Source organism: Plantibacter sp. PA-3-X8, assembly GCF_003856975.1.
GTDB lineage: Bacteria > Actinomycetota > Actinomycetes > Actinomycetales > Microbacteriaceae > Plantibacter > Plantibacter auratus.
Window position 1 is genome coordinate 1,093,513 of sequence record NZ_CP033107.1, and the last position, 17,568, is coordinate 1,111,080.

The window sequence follows — 17,568 nt, forward strand, 5'->3', positions numbered from 1 at the left end:
ACCGGACCTGACACGCGATCCCGTAACGAACACGAAACGGATTCGATACTGCATTGAAACCGGTCGTCACGACAATTGGATGACCTATTGAAAATGCGGTCGTCCGTTTCGGATCCCGCGCGAACCCTGGAGGTCCGAATGGACACGGCTGCAATCGCGGGCAACACGGCATGGCTCCTGACGGCGGTGGTGGCCGTGGCGCTCATGCTGCCCGGCCTGGCGATGTTCTACGGCGGGATGGTCAGCCGTCGCGTCACCATGAACATGATGATGATGATCTTCGCGTCGTTCTGTCTCGTCGGGATCCTCTGGGTGGCCTTCGGCTACTCGATGGTGTTCGGGGACAGCCTCGGCGGCCTCGGACTCGTCGGCGACCCGACCGAGTACCCGGGTCTCGGCCAACTGCTCGTCGCGCCGGAGGGGAGTGCACTGCCGCCGCTCGCGCTCGCCGCACTCCACCTGATGTTCGCCGGTCTCACGATCGGGATCGTCGCCGGAGCGGCCGCCGGTCGGATGAAGTTCAGCGCGTGGATGGTCTTCGCCGGCGTCTGGTCGACGCTCGTCTACTTCCCGGTCGCGCACTGGGTCTTCGCCTTCGACTCCGCTGACGGCAGCGTGCAGGGCGGGTGGCTCGCCAACACCATCGGCTCGATCGACTACGCCGGCAGTACCGCGATCCACGTCAACTCCGGGGTCGCCGCCCTCGCACTCGCCATCGTCCTCGGCAAGCGCAACGGCTTCCCGTCGCAGCCCAAGGCGCACAGCCTCCCGCTCACCCTGCTCGGCGCCGGACTCCTCTTCGTCGGGTGGATCGGCTTCGACGGCAGCGCCCTCGGTGCGGCCGACAACAACGCCGCCGTCGCGGTCTTCAACACCGTCGCCGCCACCTGCGCCGGCGTCATCGTCTGGCTCGTCGTCGAGAAGCTGCGCGACGGTCACCCGACCACGCTGGGCGCCTGCTCGGGTGCGATCGCCGCACTCGTCGCCATCACGCCCTCCTGCGGCGCGGTCACCCCGCTCGGCTCGCTCGCGATCGGCGCCGCCGCCGCGGTCGTCTGCTACTTCGCCGTCAGCCTCAAGGTCCGCTTCGGCTTCGACGACGCCCTCGACGTCACCGCCCTCCACTTCGTCGGCGGCGTCGTCGGGGGTCTCCTCATCGGTGTCCTCGCGGTGCCGCTCGCGCCCAGCGGCGGCGAGGGACTCCTCGCGGGCGGCGGCTTCCTCCTCCTCGGCAAGCAGGCGCTCGCGATCGTGGCCGTCTTCGCCTACACCTTCACCATCACCTGGGTGCTCGCCAAGGTCCTCGACAAGACGATGGGCATCCGAGTGTCGGCCGAGACCGAGGCGCAGGGGCTCGACGTCGCCCTCCACGCGGAGAACGCGTACGAGATCAGCACGCACGAGGCGCTCGCCCCGCGCGGGCACGCCGAGCCGAAGGTCCCGGCCGTCGTCGAGTAGTCCCGGACGGCCCCCGCGGTCGACCGTCCCCTGCCGAGGACACCACCGCGGTAGGGGGTGGTCGATACCCCAGGGTGATGCCCGGCGTCCGTCCGCTTCGTAGCGTCGGAGCATGGACGTCATCAACGAACTCATCCTCGGCGCCGTGACCTCACCATGGCTCTACCTGGTGATGTTCGCAGCGGCCGTGATCGACGGCTTCTTCCCGCCGATCCCCAGCGAGACGGTGCTCGTCGCCGCCGCGGCGGTCGCCGTCTCGACCGGTGGGTCGAACCTCCTGCTGCTCTGCGCCGTCGCGGCGGTGGGAGCGGCGATCGGTGACAACCTCGCCTACCTCATCGGCCGTGGCGTCGGCACGACCCGCTTCGCCTGGATGCGGCGTCCGCGCATCGCCGCGGCCTTCGACCGGGCCGGGCGGACCCTCGGCCGGCGGGGCGCGCCGCTCATCCTGGGTGCGCGCTACATCCCCGTCGGACGGGTCGCCGTCAACATGTCGGCGGGTGCCCTCCGGTACCCGTGGCGTCGTTTCCTGCCTCTGAGCATCATCGGTGGCGTGACCTGGGCCGCCTACAGCGCGCTCATCGGCGTCGTGGCCGGGAAGCTCTTCGAGGACCAGCCGTTCCTCAGCTCCGTCATCGGGGTCGCCGTGGCGCTCGTCCTCGGTCTCGTCGTCGACCGGGTCGCAGCGGCGCGTCGTCGTCGTCGCGAGCGCTCGGAGGCCGCTGCCGGGGCGAGTGGGGCCGAGGAGGCGGAGGCGGACGACCACCCCGTCCTGGTGCTGGTGGGAGAATGACGACCATGGATCGCACGTCGCCCGGCATCACTCGTCGGACCGTCATCCTCATCGTCCTCGCGGGCGTCGGAGTTGTCCTGCTCAGTGTCCTCGTGCCGATCCAGAGCCTCCTCTACGGCACCGTGCTCCCGGCGTCGTTCCTCCTCGGAGCCGCGATCTGCGGGGCACCGGTCCTCTCCGTGGTCCTTCCGCGCGTCGCGATCGCGCTGTTCGCCGCCGCCGCGTTCGTGCTCCCGCTCATCGCCTCGGCCGATCACGACCCGGTCTGGCCGTGGCCGTGGTCCGTACCCGCGCTCATCGCGTTCGCCGTCCTCGTCGGGGCCGTCACCTTCCTGCACGGCTGGTTGCCGGGGCTCATCACCCTGCTCGTGAACATCGCCGGCTCGCTCGTCGCAGCGCTGCTCGTGCCGTCCGCCGCCGACCCGACCGCCATGGCCGCCGACCTCATCGTCGCGTCCTCCATTGCCGCCGTGGCGTTCCTCGTCGCGCTCCTCGTCTCCGGGCGCGTGCGCATCGGCGAGGAGCTCACCCGGGAGCGCCAGGTCTCGGCCACCGAGCAGTCGCGGCGGCTGCTCGTCGAGGAGCGCACGCGGATCGCCCGCGAGCTGCACGACGTCGTCGCACACAGCATGTCCGTGATCCAGGTGCAGGCCTCGACCGCCAAGTACCGGGTGCCCGGCCTCGCGGACGAAGCCACGGCGGAGTTCGACGACATCGCAGCGACCGCCCGGGCGTCGCTCGTGGAGATGCGTCGCCTGCTCGGCGTCCTGCGGACCGAGGACCAGGTGGCCGAGTTGACGCCGCAGCAGGGCATCGCCGATCTCCCGGCGCTCGCGGAGAGCCTGCGCCGGGTGGGCGCCGACATCACCCTCCAGGTGACCGACACCGACGGCGCCGAGGTCCCGCCGTCTGTGCAGATCGCCGCCTTCCGCATCGTCCAGGAGGGCATGAGCAACGCGGTACGGCACGCGCCCGGCGCACCGGTCGCCGTGGACGTCCGGGTCGACGACGCCGCGGTGCACCTGCGCATCCACAACGGAGCGTCCCGGTCGGCTGGTGAACACGGAGCCGGACACGGCCTGCGTGGCATGCTGGAGCGCGCGGAACTCCTCGGCGGCGGCTTGAGCGCCGGGCCGGACGGTGAGGGCGACTGGCTCGTCGTCGCCACGTTGCCGGTCGCCGTGTCGTCCGAGCCACGGACCTCGACACCCTCGTCCCCCTCCCGACCCGTCTCCACGAAGGATCGCCCGTGACCATCGACGTCCTCATCGCCGACGACCAGGCCATGGTCCGCGCCGGGTTCGGTGCCCTCCTCGACGCCCACGAGGGCATCCGGGTGACCGGTCAGGCGGCGAACGGCGCGGAAGCCGTGAAACTGTCCGCACGCCTCGACCCCGACGTGATCCTCATGGACGTCCGTATGCCCGAGCTCGACGGGATCGAGGCGACCAAGCGCATCCTCGGGCCGTCCTACCCCGCGGCGAAAGTCCCACGGATCATCATGCTCACCACCTTCGACATCGACGACTACGTCTACGACGCGCTGCAGGCCGGGGCGAGCGGCTTCCTCCTCAAGGACGCGCTGCCCGAGGACCTGGTCCACGCCGTGCGGGTCGTGGCGGCGGGCGACGCCCTGCTCGCCCCGAGCGTGACCCGACGGATGATCGCGCAGTTCGCCGCGCAGAAGCCCCGCGCCTCGCATGGCGCCGCGCGGCTGGCGGAGCTCACCGAGCGCGAGCGAGAGGTGCTCGTCCTCATCGGCCATGGGCGGTCGAACAGCGAGATCGCCGCGACCCTGTTCATCGCGGAGCAGACCGTGAAGACCCATGTCGGCAAGGTCCTCGCCAAGGTCGGCGCGCGCGACCGCGTGCAGGCCGTGATCTTCGCCTACGACACCGGACTCGTCGCCCCGTCCTGACCCGGACTCCGCGCGTCGGCGCCTCACCCCTGGGTACGGGGCGCGACGACACCGCCGGGTGATGTGCCCTTCGGTACCGCGTTCATAACCTCCTCGGACATCACCGAGGAGGACCGTCATGGCCATCACCCACACCCCGCACCGCCGCTCCAGACCCGCACCCGTGACCGGATCGTCGCCCGTCCCGTCCGGTTCGCGCGACACGGGCATCGACCTCGTCCGCGCCTGCTGCATTGTCGGGGTCGTCGTCCTGCACGCGATGATGGTCGGCGTGACGGTGACCTCCGCCGGTCCCATGTTCGAGAACGCGAGTGACGGCACCGCCTGGATCGCCCCGCTCAGCTGGATCCTGCAGGTCATGCCGCTGTTCTTCGTGATCGGCGGCTTCGCCGGCCTGCTCGCGTATCGACGCCACCGGTCGCATGGTGCGCCGACCTCGGCGTTCGTCGCCGCGCGGCTCCATCGTCTGTTGCTCCCCGCGGTCGTCACCATCGGCTGTGTGGGAGCCGCCCTCGCGACGCTGACGCTGGCCGGTGTCCCCGCCGACCTCGTCGCCATGGCCGGCTTCCGGTTCGGCCAGCCACTTTGGTTCCTCGGCGTCTTCCTGCTCTGCCAGGCACTGCTGCCTGCGCTCGCCGCCGCTCATGAGCGCGCACCGCTCCGGTCGATCGCGTCACTCGCCATCGCCGCCGTGCTGGTCGACGTCCTGCGTGCTGCCACTGGTGTCGACGCCCTCGGATTCATCAACCTCGCCCTCGTCTGGACCGCGCTCCAGCAACTCGGATTCTTCCTGGCGGACGGCTCGATCGGTGCGCTCAGCCGGCGCGTCCGGGCGCTCGCCGGTGTCGGGGCGGTCGTCGTCCTCGTACTCACCTGGTGGGCCGGCGTCTACTCCAGCGACCTCATCGCGAACATCAACCCGCCCACCGCGGCGCTGCTCCTCGTCGGGGTCGCCCACACGGCACTGCTGTCGCTCGTCCGCGAGCGACTCACTCGGCTGAGCGCGCGTCGCCGGGTCGCGTTCGTGGTCGACTTCGTCACCCGTCGCGCCATGACGATCTACCTCTGGCACATGCCGGTACTCCTCACCATGGCCGGTGCGTCGGCAGTGTTCGCGCTTCTGACCGGCATCGCCCTCCCCGCGCCGGACAGCCTCGGGTGGTGGTTCGGACGGCCCCTCTGGCTGGCGGTGGCACTGACACTGACCGCACTGGTCGCGACGGTGTTCGCCCGTGTCGAGGCGGTTCCGCCTCCGGTCGCGACCGGTGCACGACGGCGACTCGCGATCGCCGTCCTGCTGGGGCTGGGCGCGATCGTGGCGCTCCTCGTGATCGGTACGACGGTGCTCAGCGCGGCGCTCGCCGTGGTGCTGATCCTCGCCGCGTTACTCCTGAGTGCAGAGGCCGGCGCGGATCGTCGCGGCCAGTGCCGTGCGCCGACGCTGGTGGACCTCGGGTGCGTCCGCTGAGGTCGCGACGACCGTCATCGACGCCTGTGCCCACGTCGCGGCGGTCGAGATGAGCAGCGACCAGATGTCCGCCGGGTCGAGGTCGGGGCGGATCGACCCCGCTCGTTGCTCCGCCTCGATGTCCTGGATGTGGCGGACGTCGTGGTCTTCGAGGCTGGGGTACAGGTAGCCGGTGCTCTCGCGCTCGAGCCGCTTCCACAGCACCAGGCGAGCGAGCGCCGGATCGGCGAGGTAGTCGTCGTAGAGCCGGGCCGCGTACTCGGGGAGCTCGGCGGCGGTGAACGGCACGCGGTCGCCGTTCGCGATGACGTGGGCGTGGAAGACGGCGTCGAACAGCTGGTCCTTCGCGCCGTAGTACGCGTAGATCATCGGCTTGCTCATGCCGGAGCGCTTGGCGATGCGGTCCACCCGTGCGCCTGCGATGCCGTGGGTGGCGAACTCCTCGGTCGCGGCGTCGAGGATGCGCTGGCGAGTCTGTTCGGCAGTGGTCATCGATCCAGTGTAGCGATACTACCAACTAGTAGGTAGTATCGGCCCATGCGCACAACCGCCCTCATGTCCACCGCTGCTCCCCGCTCCCTCCGACCGACCGTCATCGACCGCCGCGAACTCCGCCCGGACGATGTCGACGTACGGGTCACGCACTGCGGTGTCTGCCACAGCGACCTGCACGCCCTCGCCTCCGCGGGACCCGCGGCCGGACTCGTGCCCGGTCACGAGTTCGTCGGGGAGGTCGTCGCGGTCGGCTCGGACGTGACGTCCTTCGCGCCCGGCGACGCCGTCGCCGTCGGCAACATCGTGGACTCGTGCGGAACCTGCACGATGTGTCTGCGCAGCCAGGAGAACTCCTGCTTGGAGTTCCCGACCCTCACCTACGGTGGCCGGGACCGCATCGACGGGAGCACGACGCTCGGCGGCTACTCCGGGCGCTATGTCGTCCGCGACAGCTTCGTCTACCACCGCCCGGCCTCCCTGGATCCGGCGGGTGTGGCACCCCTGATGTGCGCCGGCATCACCGTCTGGGAGCCGCTCCGCACCAACGGCGTGGGGGAGGGGACGCGGCTCGGCATTGTCGGCCTCGGCGGTCTGGGGCACCTCGCCGTCCGACTCGGCCACGCGCTCGGCGCCGACGTCACGGTCTTCACCACCTCCGAGGGCAAGGCGACCGACGCACTGCGGCTCGGCGCGTCCCGGGTCGTGGTCTCGACCGACCCCGAGGCGATGGCCGCAGCGGCCGGCAGTCTCGACCTCGTCATCGACACGGTCTCCGTGGAGCACGACCTCACGCCGTACCTCCGCGTCCTCGACCTCGACGGGACCCTGTGCTCGCTCGGCTACCTCGGACCGATCTCCATCCAGACGATGGACCTGCTCCTCGGCCGGAAGCGACTGACATCGTCGGGCAGTGGGGGTCACCGGTGGACGCAGGACCTGCTGGACTTCTGCGGCGCTCACGGTGTGACAGCCGACGTCGAGCTCGTCCCGGCAGCGGACGTGGACGTGGCGCTCGACCGGCTCGCCCGCAACGACGTCCGGTACCGCTTCGTCCTGGACCTCGCCGACATCGACGCCGAGCTCGCCTGACGATCAGGAGTGCGTCGTCTGCCGTCCCATCACGCCGTCGAAGAACGCCGCGAGCTCCGTGGTGGCCGTGAGTGGGAGCACGTGGGCGACGTACTGGTCCGGCCGCACGACGACGACGGCACCCGCGCGGTCGACGCCGCGGTCGGCGAAGATGTCGACGTCGGGATGGCGGGCGTAGACCTTTTCGTAGTCGATGAGGTCGAACGGGCCGACGCGCGGCAGGAACACCGGCGGAACGGTGCCGAGGTCGATGTCGGTGTGGCGCTGCTGGTAGACGATCTTCACGTCGAACCAGTCGTCGGCCCGCACGCCGTCAGGCACCGCGCGGAGCGGTGACTCCGGGTCGTCCTGCAGCCAGGCGGCGAGCTCCGCTGATCGGCCAGACGCTGGCGAAGCGGCATCCGCGAAGACGTAGATCCGCCAGCGCCCGTCGGCCGTGGCGTGGTGTCCGAGATGGATGTGGTTGGCGTCCGCGACGCGCGAAGTGAGGGCGGACTTGAACCGCTTGCCGATCGGGAAGCCGCTCGCGAGGTGCTGGTGGGTCGCCTCGCCGACGATGGCCGACGGGGTGTACTCGGTCATGAAGCCCGCCGGGAACTCCGCCGTCCGCACGTAGAAGTCGGCGAGCTCGGAGGGGTCGTCGAACTCCTCCGGCCGCTTGGCCATGAGGCTCGACCACTCACGGTCGAAGTCGATGAGCTCCCGGGCCACGACCTGACGCTCGGCCGAGTACGTCGCCAGGAGGCTCTCGGGGCTCCGACCCTCGAGCACGTGGCCGAGCTTCCACGCCAGGTTGAAGCCGTCCTGCATCGACACATTCATCCCCTGCCCGGCCTTCGCGCTATGGGTGTGGCAGGCGTCGCCGGTGATGAAGACGCGCGGCGTGCGCGTGCCGAGTTCGTCGAGCGGGACGTCGTCGAAGCGGTCCGTCAGGCGATGGCCGACCTCGTAGACGCTGTGCCAGGCGACGTGCTTCACGTCGAGCCGATACGGACTCAGGATGGTGTTCGCGTGGTCGATGATCTGCTCGATCGAGGTCGACCGCACGGCTTCGCTTCCGCCGGACGGCACCTCGCCGAGGTCGACGTACATGCGGAAGAGGTGCCCGCCCTCGCGGGGGATGAGCAGGATGCTGCCGCCGGAACCCGACTGGATGGCGCACTTCGTGCGGATGTCGGGGAAGTCGGTGACCGCGAGGGCGTCCATGACGCCCCACGCGTGGTTCGCCTGGTCGCCGGCCAAGGTGCAGCCGATCGCCTGGCGGACGGCACTCCGGGCGCCGTCGGCCCCGATGACGTACTTCGCGCGGACGGTCCTGGTCTCGCCGGAGGACTCATCGCTCGTGTCCAGCAGTGTGACCGCGACCGGGTACTCCGCGTCGTCGTCGATCTCGAGTCCCTGGAACGCCCACCCGTAGTCGGGGCGCATCCGGGTCGGGGCGTTCGCCATGTACTCGGCGAAGTAGTCGAGCACGCGAGCCTGGTTCACGATGAGGTGCGGGTACTCGCTGACGCCCGTCGTGTCGTCGAGCGGGCGTGCGCCGCGGACGATGCGGCTCGGGTCGTCGAGGTCGGGCTTCCAGAACGCCATCTCGGTGATCCGGTACGCCTCGGCGGTGATGCGCTCGGCGAAGCCGAAGGCGTCGAAGGTCTCGACGCTGCGCGCCTGGATACCGTCCGCCTGGCCGATCGCGAGGCGTCCCGGTCGGCGCTCCACGATCCGCGTGGTGATCGTCGGGAACCGGGACAGCTGGGCGGCGGCGATCATGCCGGCCGGGCCGCTGCCGACGATGAGGACGTCCATCTCCTCCGGGAGGTCATCGGGCCGGTCGATGCCGACGCCCGCTGCGGGCAGGACCCGCGGATCACCGGAGACATAGCCGTGGTGGTGGAACTGCATCGATTCCTCACTTCATCGTCAAGAATTCGATAATGGAACACGGTGTTCGCTTATCGCACGGCAGACACTACCCTGCACCGGCGCACGGTGGAAGACCGTTCGCCGGTGCAGGTGCAGCTCGAGTCGCGGGAGTTCAGTCCTTCGTCGCCCAGGTGCCGAGGTCCTTGACCTCGATGACCGTGGGCAGGGCGTCCTTGTCGCCGAGGAAGGCCTGGCAGGCGACGAGCGGGGCGTCGGGGGACACTCCGGCCGTCGCGTTGCCGTCCGGGGTGCAGTCGAACTGGCCCAGGACCTTGATGGGCTGGTAGGTGCCCGTGCCGCTGAGCTTCCATTCGTCCGTCGTCGGCACGGGGAGTGCGGAGCGGTCGGCGTCCTTGATGTCGCCGTCCGTCAGCGTGACCGAGTAGGTGACGAAGTACGGGGTCTTCCCCTCGTCCGACGGCGTCGACTGCGCGCCCATCTCGGCGAGGTCGCTGAGCTTCCCCTCCCGGACGTCGTCGATGGCGAACGACATCTCGACGCCCGTCCCGACCTCGACGGCCACACCCGTGCCGAGTGCCAGGGCGTCGTCGGGTGCCTCCTGTGGGCTCGAGCACCCGGTCAGGGCGATCCCGGCGGTCACTGCGACGAGGGCGGTCAGGGCGAGGGTGCGGTGCATGCGGATCATGTCATCGACGGTATCGGGGACGGCCGCCCGAGGCCTACGGGGACAACTCCCCATCTGTCGGGGAGGAAGCGCGACTCGCCGTCGTCCAGTGCCCCGGTCGGTCGAGGGTGGTCGGCAAGAGCGCCGCCTCGTCACCTCGTGCCGCGTTGAGCTGCATCTGGGTGAGGAACAGGGCGGCCGAGAGGTCGGCCCCGTCGAGTCGTGTATCGCGGAGATCGGCTCCGAGCAGGTCGACGCCCGCCAGGTCCGCCCCACGCAGGTCCGCGCCGATCAGGATCGCCCCGCGTAGATCGGCTCCGCACAGCCGACGAGCGCGCAGGTCGCGGCCGGCGAGATCCGCCGAGGGGTGGAGGTCGTCGCCTGGCTCGGTGTCGGCGCCGGCCAGGTACCCGCCCCGCGCCTCCTCGCTGACGTCGATCAGCAGGTGCCGGACGTCGGCGCGGAGGGACTCGACGTCGCAGGCGAGGATCTCGGAGGTGCCGCCGTCGAGGATCCGCTGGATCCCAATACGGAGGCGGCTGATGTGCGCCATCAGGTCTGTCGCGGCCGTCCGCTCGGCGGCTTCGACGAGGTACCAACTCATCTCCTGCAGCTGGCGCACGACGGAGAACGTGGCGAACATCTCGGCGCTCGTGTCGGGGCGTTCCCGCCAGCTCGTGCCGCTGAAGAGCTCCTGCGACACGAGCTGGCCAGCGCCGAAGCAGTCGAAGACGGTGCACCCGCGGAACCCTCTCGGACGCAGGGATTCGTGGATGGCGCAGGAGAAGTCGTCCGCCAGATTGAGGCAGGGCGTGCCTGCCGGTTTGTCGATCGGGAAGTCGGTTGATCGTTGGAACCCGAAGGCGGTGCAGCAGAGCGCGAAGCAGTCAGCGCAGTTCGCGCGGAGGGCGGAGCGGTCGTCGGACGGGACGGAGGAAGCGTCGATGGAGGTCATGCGTGAGTGGTCTTTCCGGAGTGGTTTCGAGAGAGGGCCGGGGTGCGGGGGAACTCCGCAGGGAGCTCCCCTTCCGGGCGCACGAAATCACCGCCCCTCGACGGAGGAGCGAACGGGTGTCGCTGGAGGGGCTCTGGGTCACAGAGGGAGAGAACGGTTCACTGCCCTCAGGGTATCGGAGGGTGCCGAATCGGCATGCTCGATCGGATTGCATTCAGAACCCAAGGGTTCTAAGGTGAACAGCGATTTCGTGAATGGCAGAAGGGTGATGACGATGAGTGAGAAGCCAGTGAGTTGGGGGAGCGCGCGTGCGAAGTTGGGCCGAGATCCGGAGCGCGTCGCCGCCGCTCGCCATGCCGCCGAGGCAGAAGTGCTCGCCTATCAACTGGTCACGCTGCGGAAGGAAGCTGATCTGACGCAGACGGAGCTCAGTAAGACGATGGGCGTATCGCAGCGTCGTGTGTCGGCCATCGAACACGGGCAGCTTGAGTCGTTCGAACTCGACACCATCAGGAAGTACGTCGCCGCGTTGGGGGGTCAGGTCCGGGTTGTCGCCGACTTCGGGGATCGCAGCGTCACCCTTGCGAGTTGACCTTCTCGCAGGCCTGTGATCGCATCGAGCAGATGAGTATGCGTCCATTGGTGCTCTCGGGTGGTCCTGCGGTCGGGAAGTCGACCTGCGGCAGGCGCCTCGCCGGAGAGCGTGAACGAGCGGCGTTCATCGATGCCGACGACGTTCGGCAGTTGATCGTGGCCGGTGACGCGACGCTCTGGAGCGGTCCTGAGGGGCGAGCACAGCACCTGCTCGCGGTCCGGAACGCCGCGGCGCTCGCTCGCAATCTCGGTGACGCCGGCTTCGACGTGGTCATCGCGGATGTCGTGCCGGCTGACGCGCTCGCGGCCTACCGTGCGGAACTCCCCGACTGCCTCGTGGTCCATCTCACGCTCCCGGTGGATGAGGCGCGAGAGCGTGCAGCGACGCGCCCCGCGTATCTGACGGACGCCGAGTTCGATCTGCTGCACGACCTGCTCGCATCGCCGCCGGAGGTCGACGTCGTCCTGGACATCTCCGGCTTCACGATCGACCGACAGCTCGAGGCGATCCGCGACGTGTGGTCGTCGTACCGCTGACCCCGTCGGGGGTTCAGTCCCGGATGAGCTGGTTCAGTGCGGCCCAGCCGAGCGTGGGCGGTGATGCGGGAGCTGCATCGGGCGTATCGAGCATCGCCGTCGCCCACTGCTGCGCGAGGCTGTAAGCGGCTTCCGCGATCGACGAACCAGCGCTGATGCGACTCGCGCCGGCTCTCGCGAGCTCGCTGATCGTCAGCGTTCCCGGACCGAAGGCGACGTTGAGTGGCAGGGTCGTCGCATCGGCGAGCCGCTCGATCGTGTCGGCTCGGAGGGCACCGAGCACGAAGATCCCGCTCGCGCCGGCCCGTGCATACGCAGCGGCACGCGTCACCGTCTCGTCGAACCAACGGTCGTCTCCGATGTCGCCGAGTCGATGCGTGTCGATCCGGGCATTGATGAAGAGGGGGATCCCGGCCTGGTCAGCGGCAGACCGTGCTGCCTCGATCCGTCGTTCCTGTTCCGCGATCGGGCGGAGCGAGTCCTCGAGGTTCACGCCGGAGGCGCCCGCGTCGATACAGGAGGCGATCGTGCGGGCGACCTCGTCCGGTGTCTCGCCGTAGCCGCCCTCGATGTCCGCGGTGACCGGGACGGACACCGACGATGCGATCCGTCGCACGGTGTCGAGGGCGACGTCGCGGTTCAGCTCGTTCCCGTCGCGGTGCCCGAGCGACCAGGCGACCCCGGCACTCGTCGTCGCGATTGCGCGGGCGCCGGACGCCAGGACGGCGCGGGCGGAGGCGACGTCCCAGGCGTTCGGCAGGATCAGCGGGTCTCCGGGGACGTGCATGGCCTGCAGGGCGAGCGCGCGTTCGAGCGGTGTGGTCATCAGGCAAGTCCAGCACATCTCGCCTGGCCGTTCGACCGCGTGGGTGGCTGAGACCCAGGGAGTCAGCGGACCGAAGGGGTAAAGGCTGAGCTCGAGCGTGACATCGGAATCGCGCCGGGGAACGGCTCGCGTTTCGGCTCCCAGCCCGGGTTGGCCGCCCGCAGCTCTGCGATCTTCCTCGTCTGCCCGTCCCAGATCCTTGTGAGGACGTTGCCGGTGCGTCGGCTCAGCATCGTGGTGATCAGGTTGAGTGGCGAGATCGGGACGGGCATCTCGACGTCGAGCAGGATGCAGAGCCGACCCGAGTACAGGAAACTCGGATCGTGGTTCACGAACCACCCGCCGCCGCCGATCCGCAGGTAGGTCTCGCCGATGTATCGCGTGGCGCCATCGGTGAAATCGGTGTCCTGCTCCTGCGCGAAGACATGGCGGTCCGGCCAACGGTCGATGATGAGCTGCTCGAGGGACACGAGCGAGTCCCGCGTGTAGTCGGTGACGACCTCGCGCGGTGTGAGGAAGTCCTCGAATCGCGCGAGGCGTGGTTGCATGATCTCCAGCCACTCGATCAGCAGCTTGTCCTGCTCTGGTGTGTGTGACTGCTCGCCGGTCTCGGTGCGTCCGTCGTCGCTCATCCCTCGAACGTACGCGGTGCGCGAGGGGCAGGGAATGGGGACATCTCCCCTCGGTGTGGTTGGCTGGGCCACACCTGATCGAATTCGTGACCCTAGGAGGTAGCCGTGCGTGTCTTCGGTGTCTTTGCCCTCGTACTCGCCGCTCTCGGCCTCGTGGTCGCCTCGCTGGTCGTGATCGGCAACCCGGATCTGGCCGCACCCGGTCCGCAACTCCTGCCGTACCAGGCGTACGACTCCTGGCGCTTCACCCTCGGCCTCCTGCTGTGGGGTGCGGGTGTCTGGCTCGCGGTCGGCGTCCTCGCGGTGTCGCGTCAGCCGGGGCTCGCATGGCTCGTGCTGCTCGCGTTCATCCCGCTACTCGTGGTCGACCTGATCGGCGGCGGGCTGATGCCGAGCTTCGTCCTGGCACTCCTCGCGGTCGTCGTTCTCGGGCTCGTCGTCCCGGTGATCGTCGGGGTCGTCGGCGTCGCGATCGGCGGGGCTGTCCGGCGTCGCCGGAAGATCGCTGCAACTGCCTGACGACAGCGCTCCACAGGATCACTGGGCCGGAGCATTTTGCGAACAGCTCCCCACGAGATGGACCCGGTTCAGGTCGTCTGGAACGCTATATCCGGGGGTGCGGATTGTGTTCACTGAACGAGGTGGCGTCGCGAGAGCCGCTCGGCAGCGCAGCGCTGAGCGCATGGCAGGTCGGTGTCGTATTCACCGGAGTGGGATGTCTGATCGGCTCGATTGTCGGACGCCTGTTCCCGCCATTCATCGTCGACGGTGGGTTCTGGCGAACCGTCTTGTCCGGGCCGCCGATGGCAGGTGGAATCGCTGGTGTCCTCGCCGTCGTCGCCGCCTGGATCGCGTTACTCGCGGCAGATCGTCAGGCTCGTGTGACTCGAAAGGCTGCCGAACGCGAGCAGTGGTGGCACAGAGCGGAATGGGCGCTGACGCTGGCACGGTCGGATCATCGGGTGGACAGGCTGATCGGCATTCGAGCACTCGAGCCGCTCCGTACGGAAGCGACCGCAACCGAGTACGAGATGATCCTCGCCGTCACCCACGCCGTCTCGGGAGGGGCCGTGGACACCGGGGAGGGAGCGATGGACAATAGGAGTTCCGTCAGAAGGAGGTTCCCGTGGCAGAAGACGATCGCATGAAGAGCGTTCTTTCCGAGCGGATCGCTGCAGGGAAGGCCGACCCGATCAGCGATGAAGAGCGAGCCCTTGTTGCTGAGATGGAAGCGGATTTCCAGCGGAGATTCGGACGGCCTTCTCGGAGCGTCCTCCGCTCGTCCTCCAAGACGGCCTGAACCGCTCGGCCGGCGCTTCCGCTACCGCGCACCCTCGAAGGTCTGGGTACCGAGGACGGCGAGGAGTTTGAGCTTGCTTGCGGCCTCGGTGTGCGGCGCGGCCGTGAGGACGAGGAGTGCCTGCGACTGGTCCTCGGTGAACAGGGCCTGACAGTCCAGCTCGATGGGGCCGATCTCGGGGTGGATGAGCACCTTGTGGTCCTCGAACCGCCGCCCGACCTCGTGCGTCGCCCACAGTCGCCGGAAGTCCTCACTGTGCGCGGTGAGCGCCTCGACGATCTCGCCAGCCGGCGACTGCGCCCCCAACGAGCCGTAGGCCGCACGCAGCGACGCGACCTGCGCTCGACTCTGCCGGTCCTGGTCCTCGGCGGGGTATCGCTCGCGTTCCTCCGGGTGCAGGAACCAGCGGTAGATCGCGCTGCGTTCCAGGCCCCGGTACCGGTTCGCATCGCCGAACAGCGCCCGGGCCGGGTCGTTCTGGACGAGCGTCTCGCCGAGCGCCGACAGGACGAGCGCGGGTGCGTCGGTGAGCCGGTCGAGGACGCGCAGAAGCGCCGGCGCGACGTAGTCGGTCGCTGCGAGGCGGGTCGGCGCGTTGTGTCCGGCGATCCGATACAGGTAGTCGCGTTCCTCTGCACTCAATCGGAGCGCCCGCGCGAGCGAACCCAGCATCTGCGTGCTCGGCTGCGGAGCCCGCTGCTGCTCGAGCCGCGCGTAGTAGTCGGTCGACATCGCTGCGAGCTGCGCGACCTCCTCGCGTCGGAGCCCGGCCGTCCGTCGCCGAGGTCCGCTGCTCAGACCGACGTCCGCGGGCTGCAACGCCGATCGGTGTCGGAGGAGGAAGTCGGCGAGCGCTGGGCGATCCATCCCGCCAGTATCCGCCTCCGCGGCCAGGCGATCCAGGGATCGCCGATCCATGGATCGCCGATCCATGGATCGCCGCACCCTGGTGCGGCCGTCGTCACCGACGGAGACTCGATGCATGCAGATCACCGGAAACACCGTCTTCATCCCCGGCGCGACGAGCGGCATCGGCCTCGCTCTCGCACGACGCCTCCACGCAGCCGGCAACACCGTCATCATCGGCGGGCGACGCACCGAACTCCTCGAGTCGATCGCCGCCGACGAGCCCGGCCTCCACACCGTGCGGATCGACACAGCCGATCCTGCGAGCATCGAAGCCGCGGCGAAGCAGGTCATCGCGGAGCACCCGGAGATGAACGTGCTCATCACGATGGCCGGCGTCATGCGCGGCGAGGACTGGACCGGTTCCGACTTCGTCGCGACCGCCGAGGAGATCATCACGACGAACGTCCTCGGGCCCATCCGGCTCATCGGCGCGTTCATCGAGCAGCTCCGCAGCCGACCGGACGCCACGATCATGACCGTCTCCTCGGGCCTCGCTTTCACCCCGCTGCGGGTGACGCCGACCTACAACGCGAGCAAGGCGGCCATCCACATGCTGAGCGAGTCGATCCGCCTCCAGCTGGCGGACACGGGCGTCCGTATCGTCGAGCTCGTCCCGCCGGCCGTCCGCACCTCGCTCATGCCCGGCCAGGAGGAGAGCGACTTCGCGATGCCACTCGACGCGTTCGCCGACGAGGTCATGGGCCTCATCGAGTCGCAGCCCGACGCCACGGAGATCCAGGTCGAGAACGTCAAGTTCCTGCGCTACGCCGAGGTCCGCGGCGAGTACGACCAGACCGTCGCGATGCTCAACCGCCTCGACCCGCACTAGGCGCGTTCGTTCGCCCGAATCTGCACGAATCAGGCTGAGATCGTGCAGAATCGGGCGACTCAGCGCGTCCGGAGCCCGCCAGATGGCGGTGCGATGCCGGGAAGACGGGCACGTTCGGCGGGTGAGTCGGGCCGTCGCGAGCAGCAGACTGGGGATACCGTCATCCGCTGTGGACATTGGAGTTCATCATGACCGCGACCGCGAACCACCCGCCCTTCGATCCCGAGCTCGCCGCGGTCCTCGCCGCCGTCGGCGATCTGATGCCCTCGACCCTCACCGCCGACATGATCCCGATGCTGCGCCAGGCGTCGCCGGTCTCGCTCCCCGTGGACGAGATGCTCGCCGAAGCCGGGGTCGAGCGCCGCGATCTGAGCATCGCCGGGTACGAGGGTGCCGAGATCTCCGTCTCCGTGCTCGCGCGAGCCGGCAAGATCGGCACCGGCCCCGGAGTGTTCCACACCCACGGCGGCGGGATGATCATGGGCGACCGCTTCGTGGGGCTCGCCCAGTTCCTGCCGTGGATCGTCGAACTCGACGCCACGGTCGTCACCGTCGAGTACCGACTCGCACCGGAGTTCCCCGACCCGTACCCGGTGGAGGACTGCTACGCCGCACTCGTCTGGACGGCGGAGCACGCGCAGGAACTCGGCATCGATCCGGCTCGGTTCATCATCGCGGGAGCGAGCGCCGGTGGAGGGCTCGCCGCTGGTGTCGCGCTCCTGGCCCGCGATCGGAGCGGTCCGGAGCTCGCCGGCCAGGTCCTCATCTACCCGATGCTCGACGATCGCGACGCCACCGTCTCGACCACGCAGATCGACGGGGTCGGCGTCTGGGACCGGGGCAGCAACATCACCGGCTGGACCGCACTGCTCGGCGACCGTGTCGGAGGCGACGACGTCTCCATCTATGCCGCCCCGGCACGCGCAACCGATCTGACCGGCCTGCCACCCGCTTTCATCGACTGCGGCAGTGCAGAGGTCTTCCGTGACGAGGACGTCGCCTACGCGACGTCGCTCTGGCAGGCCGGCGTCCAAGCCGAGCTCCACGTGTGGCCGGGTGGGTTCCACGGATTCGACATGCTCGCGCCGCACGCCGAACTCGCCCGGGCCATGACCGCCGCCCGGAACGCCTGGGTCGCTCGCCTGCTCGCGCCCTGAGGTCATCGCCTGTGACGGCCCGGTTCCCTATGCTGGGTCGTCACAGGCACATCGGAGTGACGC

Annotated in this window: 19 protein-coding genes; 12 read left to right on the forward strand and 7 right to left on the reverse strand. The window is 69.2% G+C overall.

From position 1 onward, the window contains the following. The first annotated feature begins 138 nt into the window (after nt 1-138). From EAO79_RS05230 to EAO79_RS05250, 5 genes are all read left to right on the forward strand, one after another. Entirely contained in the window at nt 139-1,458 is a 1,320-nt protein-coding gene (locus EAO79_RS05230) for an ammonium transporter (protein ID WP_124768145.1), read from the forward strand. A gap of 112 nt (nt 1,459-1,570) precedes the next feature. Continuing rightward, on the forward strand, nt 1,571-2,251 hold the full coding sequence (locus EAO79_RS05235) for a DedA family protein (protein ID WP_124768147.1): 681 nt from the start codon (nt 1,571-1,573) through the stop codon (nt 2,249-2,251). A gap of 5 nt (nt 2,252-2,256) precedes the next feature. Beyond that, nucleotides 2,257-3,504 (forward strand): sensor histidine kinase, encoded by a 1,248-nt coding sequence (locus tag EAO79_RS05240; RefSeq protein WP_241160993.1) that lies wholly within the window; start codon nt 2,257-2,259, stop codon nt 3,502-3,504. Further along, the gene (locus EAO79_RS05245) at nt 3,501-4,169 is read left to right on the forward strand and encodes a response regulator transcription factor (protein ID WP_079704581.1); all 669 of its coding nucleotides are present in this window, start codon (nt 3,501-3,503) and stop codon (nt 4,167-4,169) included. The genes EAO79_RS05240 and EAO79_RS05245 overlap by 4 nt, the downstream gene beginning before the upstream one ends. Nucleotides 4,170-4,287: 118 nt before the next feature. Further along, entirely contained in the window at nt 4,288-5,637 is a 1,350-nt protein-coding gene (locus EAO79_RS05250; RefSeq protein WP_124768151.1) for an acyltransferase, read from the forward strand. Here EAO79_RS05250 and EAO79_RS19505 read toward each other — a convergent pair. Beyond that, entirely contained in the window at nt 5,554-6,129 is a 576-nt protein-coding gene (locus EAO79_RS19505) for a TetR/AcrR family transcriptional regulator (RefSeq protein ID WP_124768153.1), read from the reverse strand. The genes EAO79_RS05250 and EAO79_RS19505 overlap by 84 nt on opposite strands. Before the next feature lie 45 nt (nt 6,130-6,174). Between EAO79_RS19505 and EAO79_RS05260 the strand changes: the two genes are divergently transcribed. Then, a complete protein-coding gene (locus EAO79_RS05260; protein ID WP_124768155.1) occupies nt 6,175-7,221 on the forward strand; it encodes an NAD(P)-dependent alcohol dehydrogenase in 1,047 nt (348 codons plus the stop codon). A gap of 3 nt (nt 7,222-7,224) precedes the next feature. On the opposite strand, the gene EAO79_RS05265 is transcribed toward EAO79_RS05260, so the two are convergent. The 3 genes from EAO79_RS05265 to EAO79_RS05275 form a co-directional block, all read right to left on the reverse strand. Further along, entirely contained in the window at nt 7,225-9,120 is a 1,896-nt protein-coding gene (locus EAO79_RS05265) for an FAD-binding monooxygenase (RefSeq protein ID WP_124768157.1), read from the reverse strand. Nucleotides 9,121-9,253: 133 nt separating this feature from the next. After that, nucleotides 9,254-9,787, reverse strand: coding sequence for a hypothetical protein (locus EAO79_RS05270; protein WP_124768159.1), 534 nt, complete (start codon nt 9,785-9,787; stop codon nt 9,254-9,256). Between the two features lie 34 nt (nt 9,788-9,821). After that, the gene (locus tag EAO79_RS05275) at nt 9,822-10,721 is read right to left on the reverse strand and encodes a pentapeptide repeat-containing protein (protein WP_124768161.1); all 900 of its coding nucleotides are present in this window, start codon (nt 10,719-10,721) and stop codon (nt 9,822-9,824) included. A gap of 235 nt (nt 10,722-10,956) precedes the next feature. On the opposite strand from EAO79_RS05275, the gene EAO79_RS05280 reads away from it, so the two are divergent. Further along, nucleotides 10,957-11,313, forward strand: a complete 357-nt coding sequence (locus EAO79_RS05280) for a helix-turn-helix domain-containing protein (RefSeq protein WP_206428284.1) — start codon at nt 10,957-10,959, stop codon at nt 11,311-11,313. Further along, nucleotides 11,310-11,852, forward strand: coding sequence for a hypothetical protein (locus tag EAO79_RS05285; RefSeq protein ID WP_124768163.1), 543 nt, complete (start codon nt 11,310-11,312; stop codon nt 11,850-11,852). The genes EAO79_RS05280 and EAO79_RS05285 overlap by 4 nt, the downstream gene beginning before the upstream one ends. Nucleotides 11,853-11,865: 13 nt before the next feature. On the opposite strand, the gene EAO79_RS05290 is transcribed toward EAO79_RS05285, so the two are convergent. After that, on the reverse strand, nt 11,866-12,678 hold the full coding sequence (locus EAO79_RS05290; protein ID WP_124768165.1) for an isocitrate lyase/phosphoenolpyruvate mutase family protein: 813 nt from the start codon (nt 12,676-12,678) through the stop codon (nt 11,866-11,868). Between the two features lie 62 nt (nt 12,679-12,740). Continuing rightward, nucleotides 12,741-13,310 carry a hypothetical protein gene (locus EAO79_RS05295; protein ID WP_124768167.1) on the reverse strand — a complete coding sequence of 190 codons (570 nt, stop codon included), beginning with the start codon at nt 13,308-13,310 and terminating at the stop codon, nt 12,741-12,743. Between the two features lie 105 nt (nt 13,311-13,415). Between EAO79_RS05295 and EAO79_RS05300 the strand changes: the two genes are divergently transcribed. Both EAO79_RS05300 and EAO79_RS05305 read left to right on the forward strand, forming a co-directional pair. Continuing rightward, the gene (locus tag EAO79_RS05300) at nt 13,416-13,829 is read left to right on the forward strand and encodes a hypothetical protein (RefSeq protein ID WP_124768169.1); all 414 of its coding nucleotides are present in this window, start codon (nt 13,416-13,418) and stop codon (nt 13,827-13,829) included. A gap of 122 nt (nt 13,830-13,951) precedes the next feature. Next, a complete protein-coding gene (locus EAO79_RS05305; RefSeq protein ID WP_124768171.1) occupies nt 13,952-14,458 on the forward strand; it encodes a hypothetical protein in 507 nt (168 codons plus the stop codon). A gap of 173 nt (nt 14,459-14,631) precedes the next feature. On the opposite strand, the gene EAO79_RS05310 is transcribed toward EAO79_RS05305, so the two are convergent. Beyond that, entirely contained in the window at nt 14,632-15,477 is an 846-nt protein-coding gene (locus EAO79_RS05310) for a helix-turn-helix transcriptional regulator (protein ID WP_124768173.1), read from the reverse strand. Between the two features lie 115 nt (nt 15,478-15,592). Between EAO79_RS05310 and EAO79_RS05315 the strand changes: the two genes are divergently transcribed. Next, nucleotides 15,593-16,348, forward strand: a complete 756-nt coding sequence (locus tag EAO79_RS05315) for an SDR family oxidoreductase (protein ID WP_124768175.1) — start codon at nt 15,593-15,595, stop codon at nt 16,346-16,348. A gap of 188 nt (nt 16,349-16,536) precedes the next feature. Continuing rightward, nucleotides 16,537-17,505 carry an alpha/beta hydrolase gene (locus EAO79_RS05320; protein ID WP_124768177.1) on the forward strand — a complete coding sequence of 323 codons (969 nt, stop codon included), beginning with the start codon at nt 16,537-16,539 and terminating at the stop codon, nt 17,503-17,505. Nucleotides 17,506-17,568: the final 63 nt, after the last annotated feature.

Coding starts and splice junctions, on each gene's coding strand:
- EAO79_RS05230 (WP_124768145.1), top strand. CDS start 139: ATGGACACGGCTGCAATCGCGGGCAACACGGCATGGCTCCTGACGGCG.
- EAO79_RS05235 (WP_124768147.1), top strand. CDS start 1,571: ATGGACGTCATCAACGAACTCATCCTCGGCGCCGTGACCTCACCATGG.
- EAO79_RS05240 (WP_241160993.1), top strand. CDS start 2,257: ATGGATCGCACGTCGCCCGGCATCACTCGTCGGACCGTCATCCTCATC.
- EAO79_RS05250 (WP_124768151.1), top strand. CDS start 4,288: ATGGCCATCACCCACACCCCGCACCGCCGCTCCAGACCCGCACCCGTG.
- EAO79_RS19505 (WP_124768153.1), bottom strand. CDS start 6,129: ATGACCACTGCCGAACAGACTCGCCAGCGCATCCTCGACGCCGCGACC.
- EAO79_RS05260 (WP_124768155.1), top strand. CDS start 6,175: ATGCGCACAACCGCCCTCATGTCCACCGCTGCTCCCCGCTCCCTCCGA.
- EAO79_RS05265 (WP_124768157.1), bottom strand. CDS start 9,120: ATGCAGTTCCACCACCACGGCTATGTCTCCGGTGATCCGCGGGTCCTG.
- EAO79_RS05270 (WP_124768159.1), bottom strand. CDS start 9,787: ATGATCCGCATGCACCGCACCCTCGCCCTGACCGCCCTCGTCGCAGTG.
- EAO79_RS05275 (WP_124768161.1), bottom strand. CDS start 10,721: ATGACCTCCATCGACGCTTCCTCCGTCCCGTCCGACGACCGCTCCGCC.
- EAO79_RS05290 (WP_124768165.1), bottom strand. CDS start 12,678: ATGACCACACCGCTCGAACGCGCGCTCGCCCTGCAGGCCATGCACGTC.
- EAO79_RS05295 (WP_124768167.1), bottom strand. CDS start 13,310: ATGAGCGACGACGGACGCACCGAGACCGGCGAGCAGTCACACACACCA.
- EAO79_RS05310 (WP_124768173.1), bottom strand. CDS start 15,477: ATGGATCGCCCAGCGCTCGCCGACTTCCTCCTCCGACACCGATCGGCG.
- EAO79_RS05315 (WP_124768175.1), top strand. CDS start 15,593: ATGCAGATCACCGGAAACACCGTCTTCATCCCCGGCGCGACGAGCGGC.
- EAO79_RS05320 (WP_124768177.1), top strand. CDS start 16,537: ATGACCGCGACCGCGAACCACCCGCCCTTCGATCCCGAGCTCGCCGCG.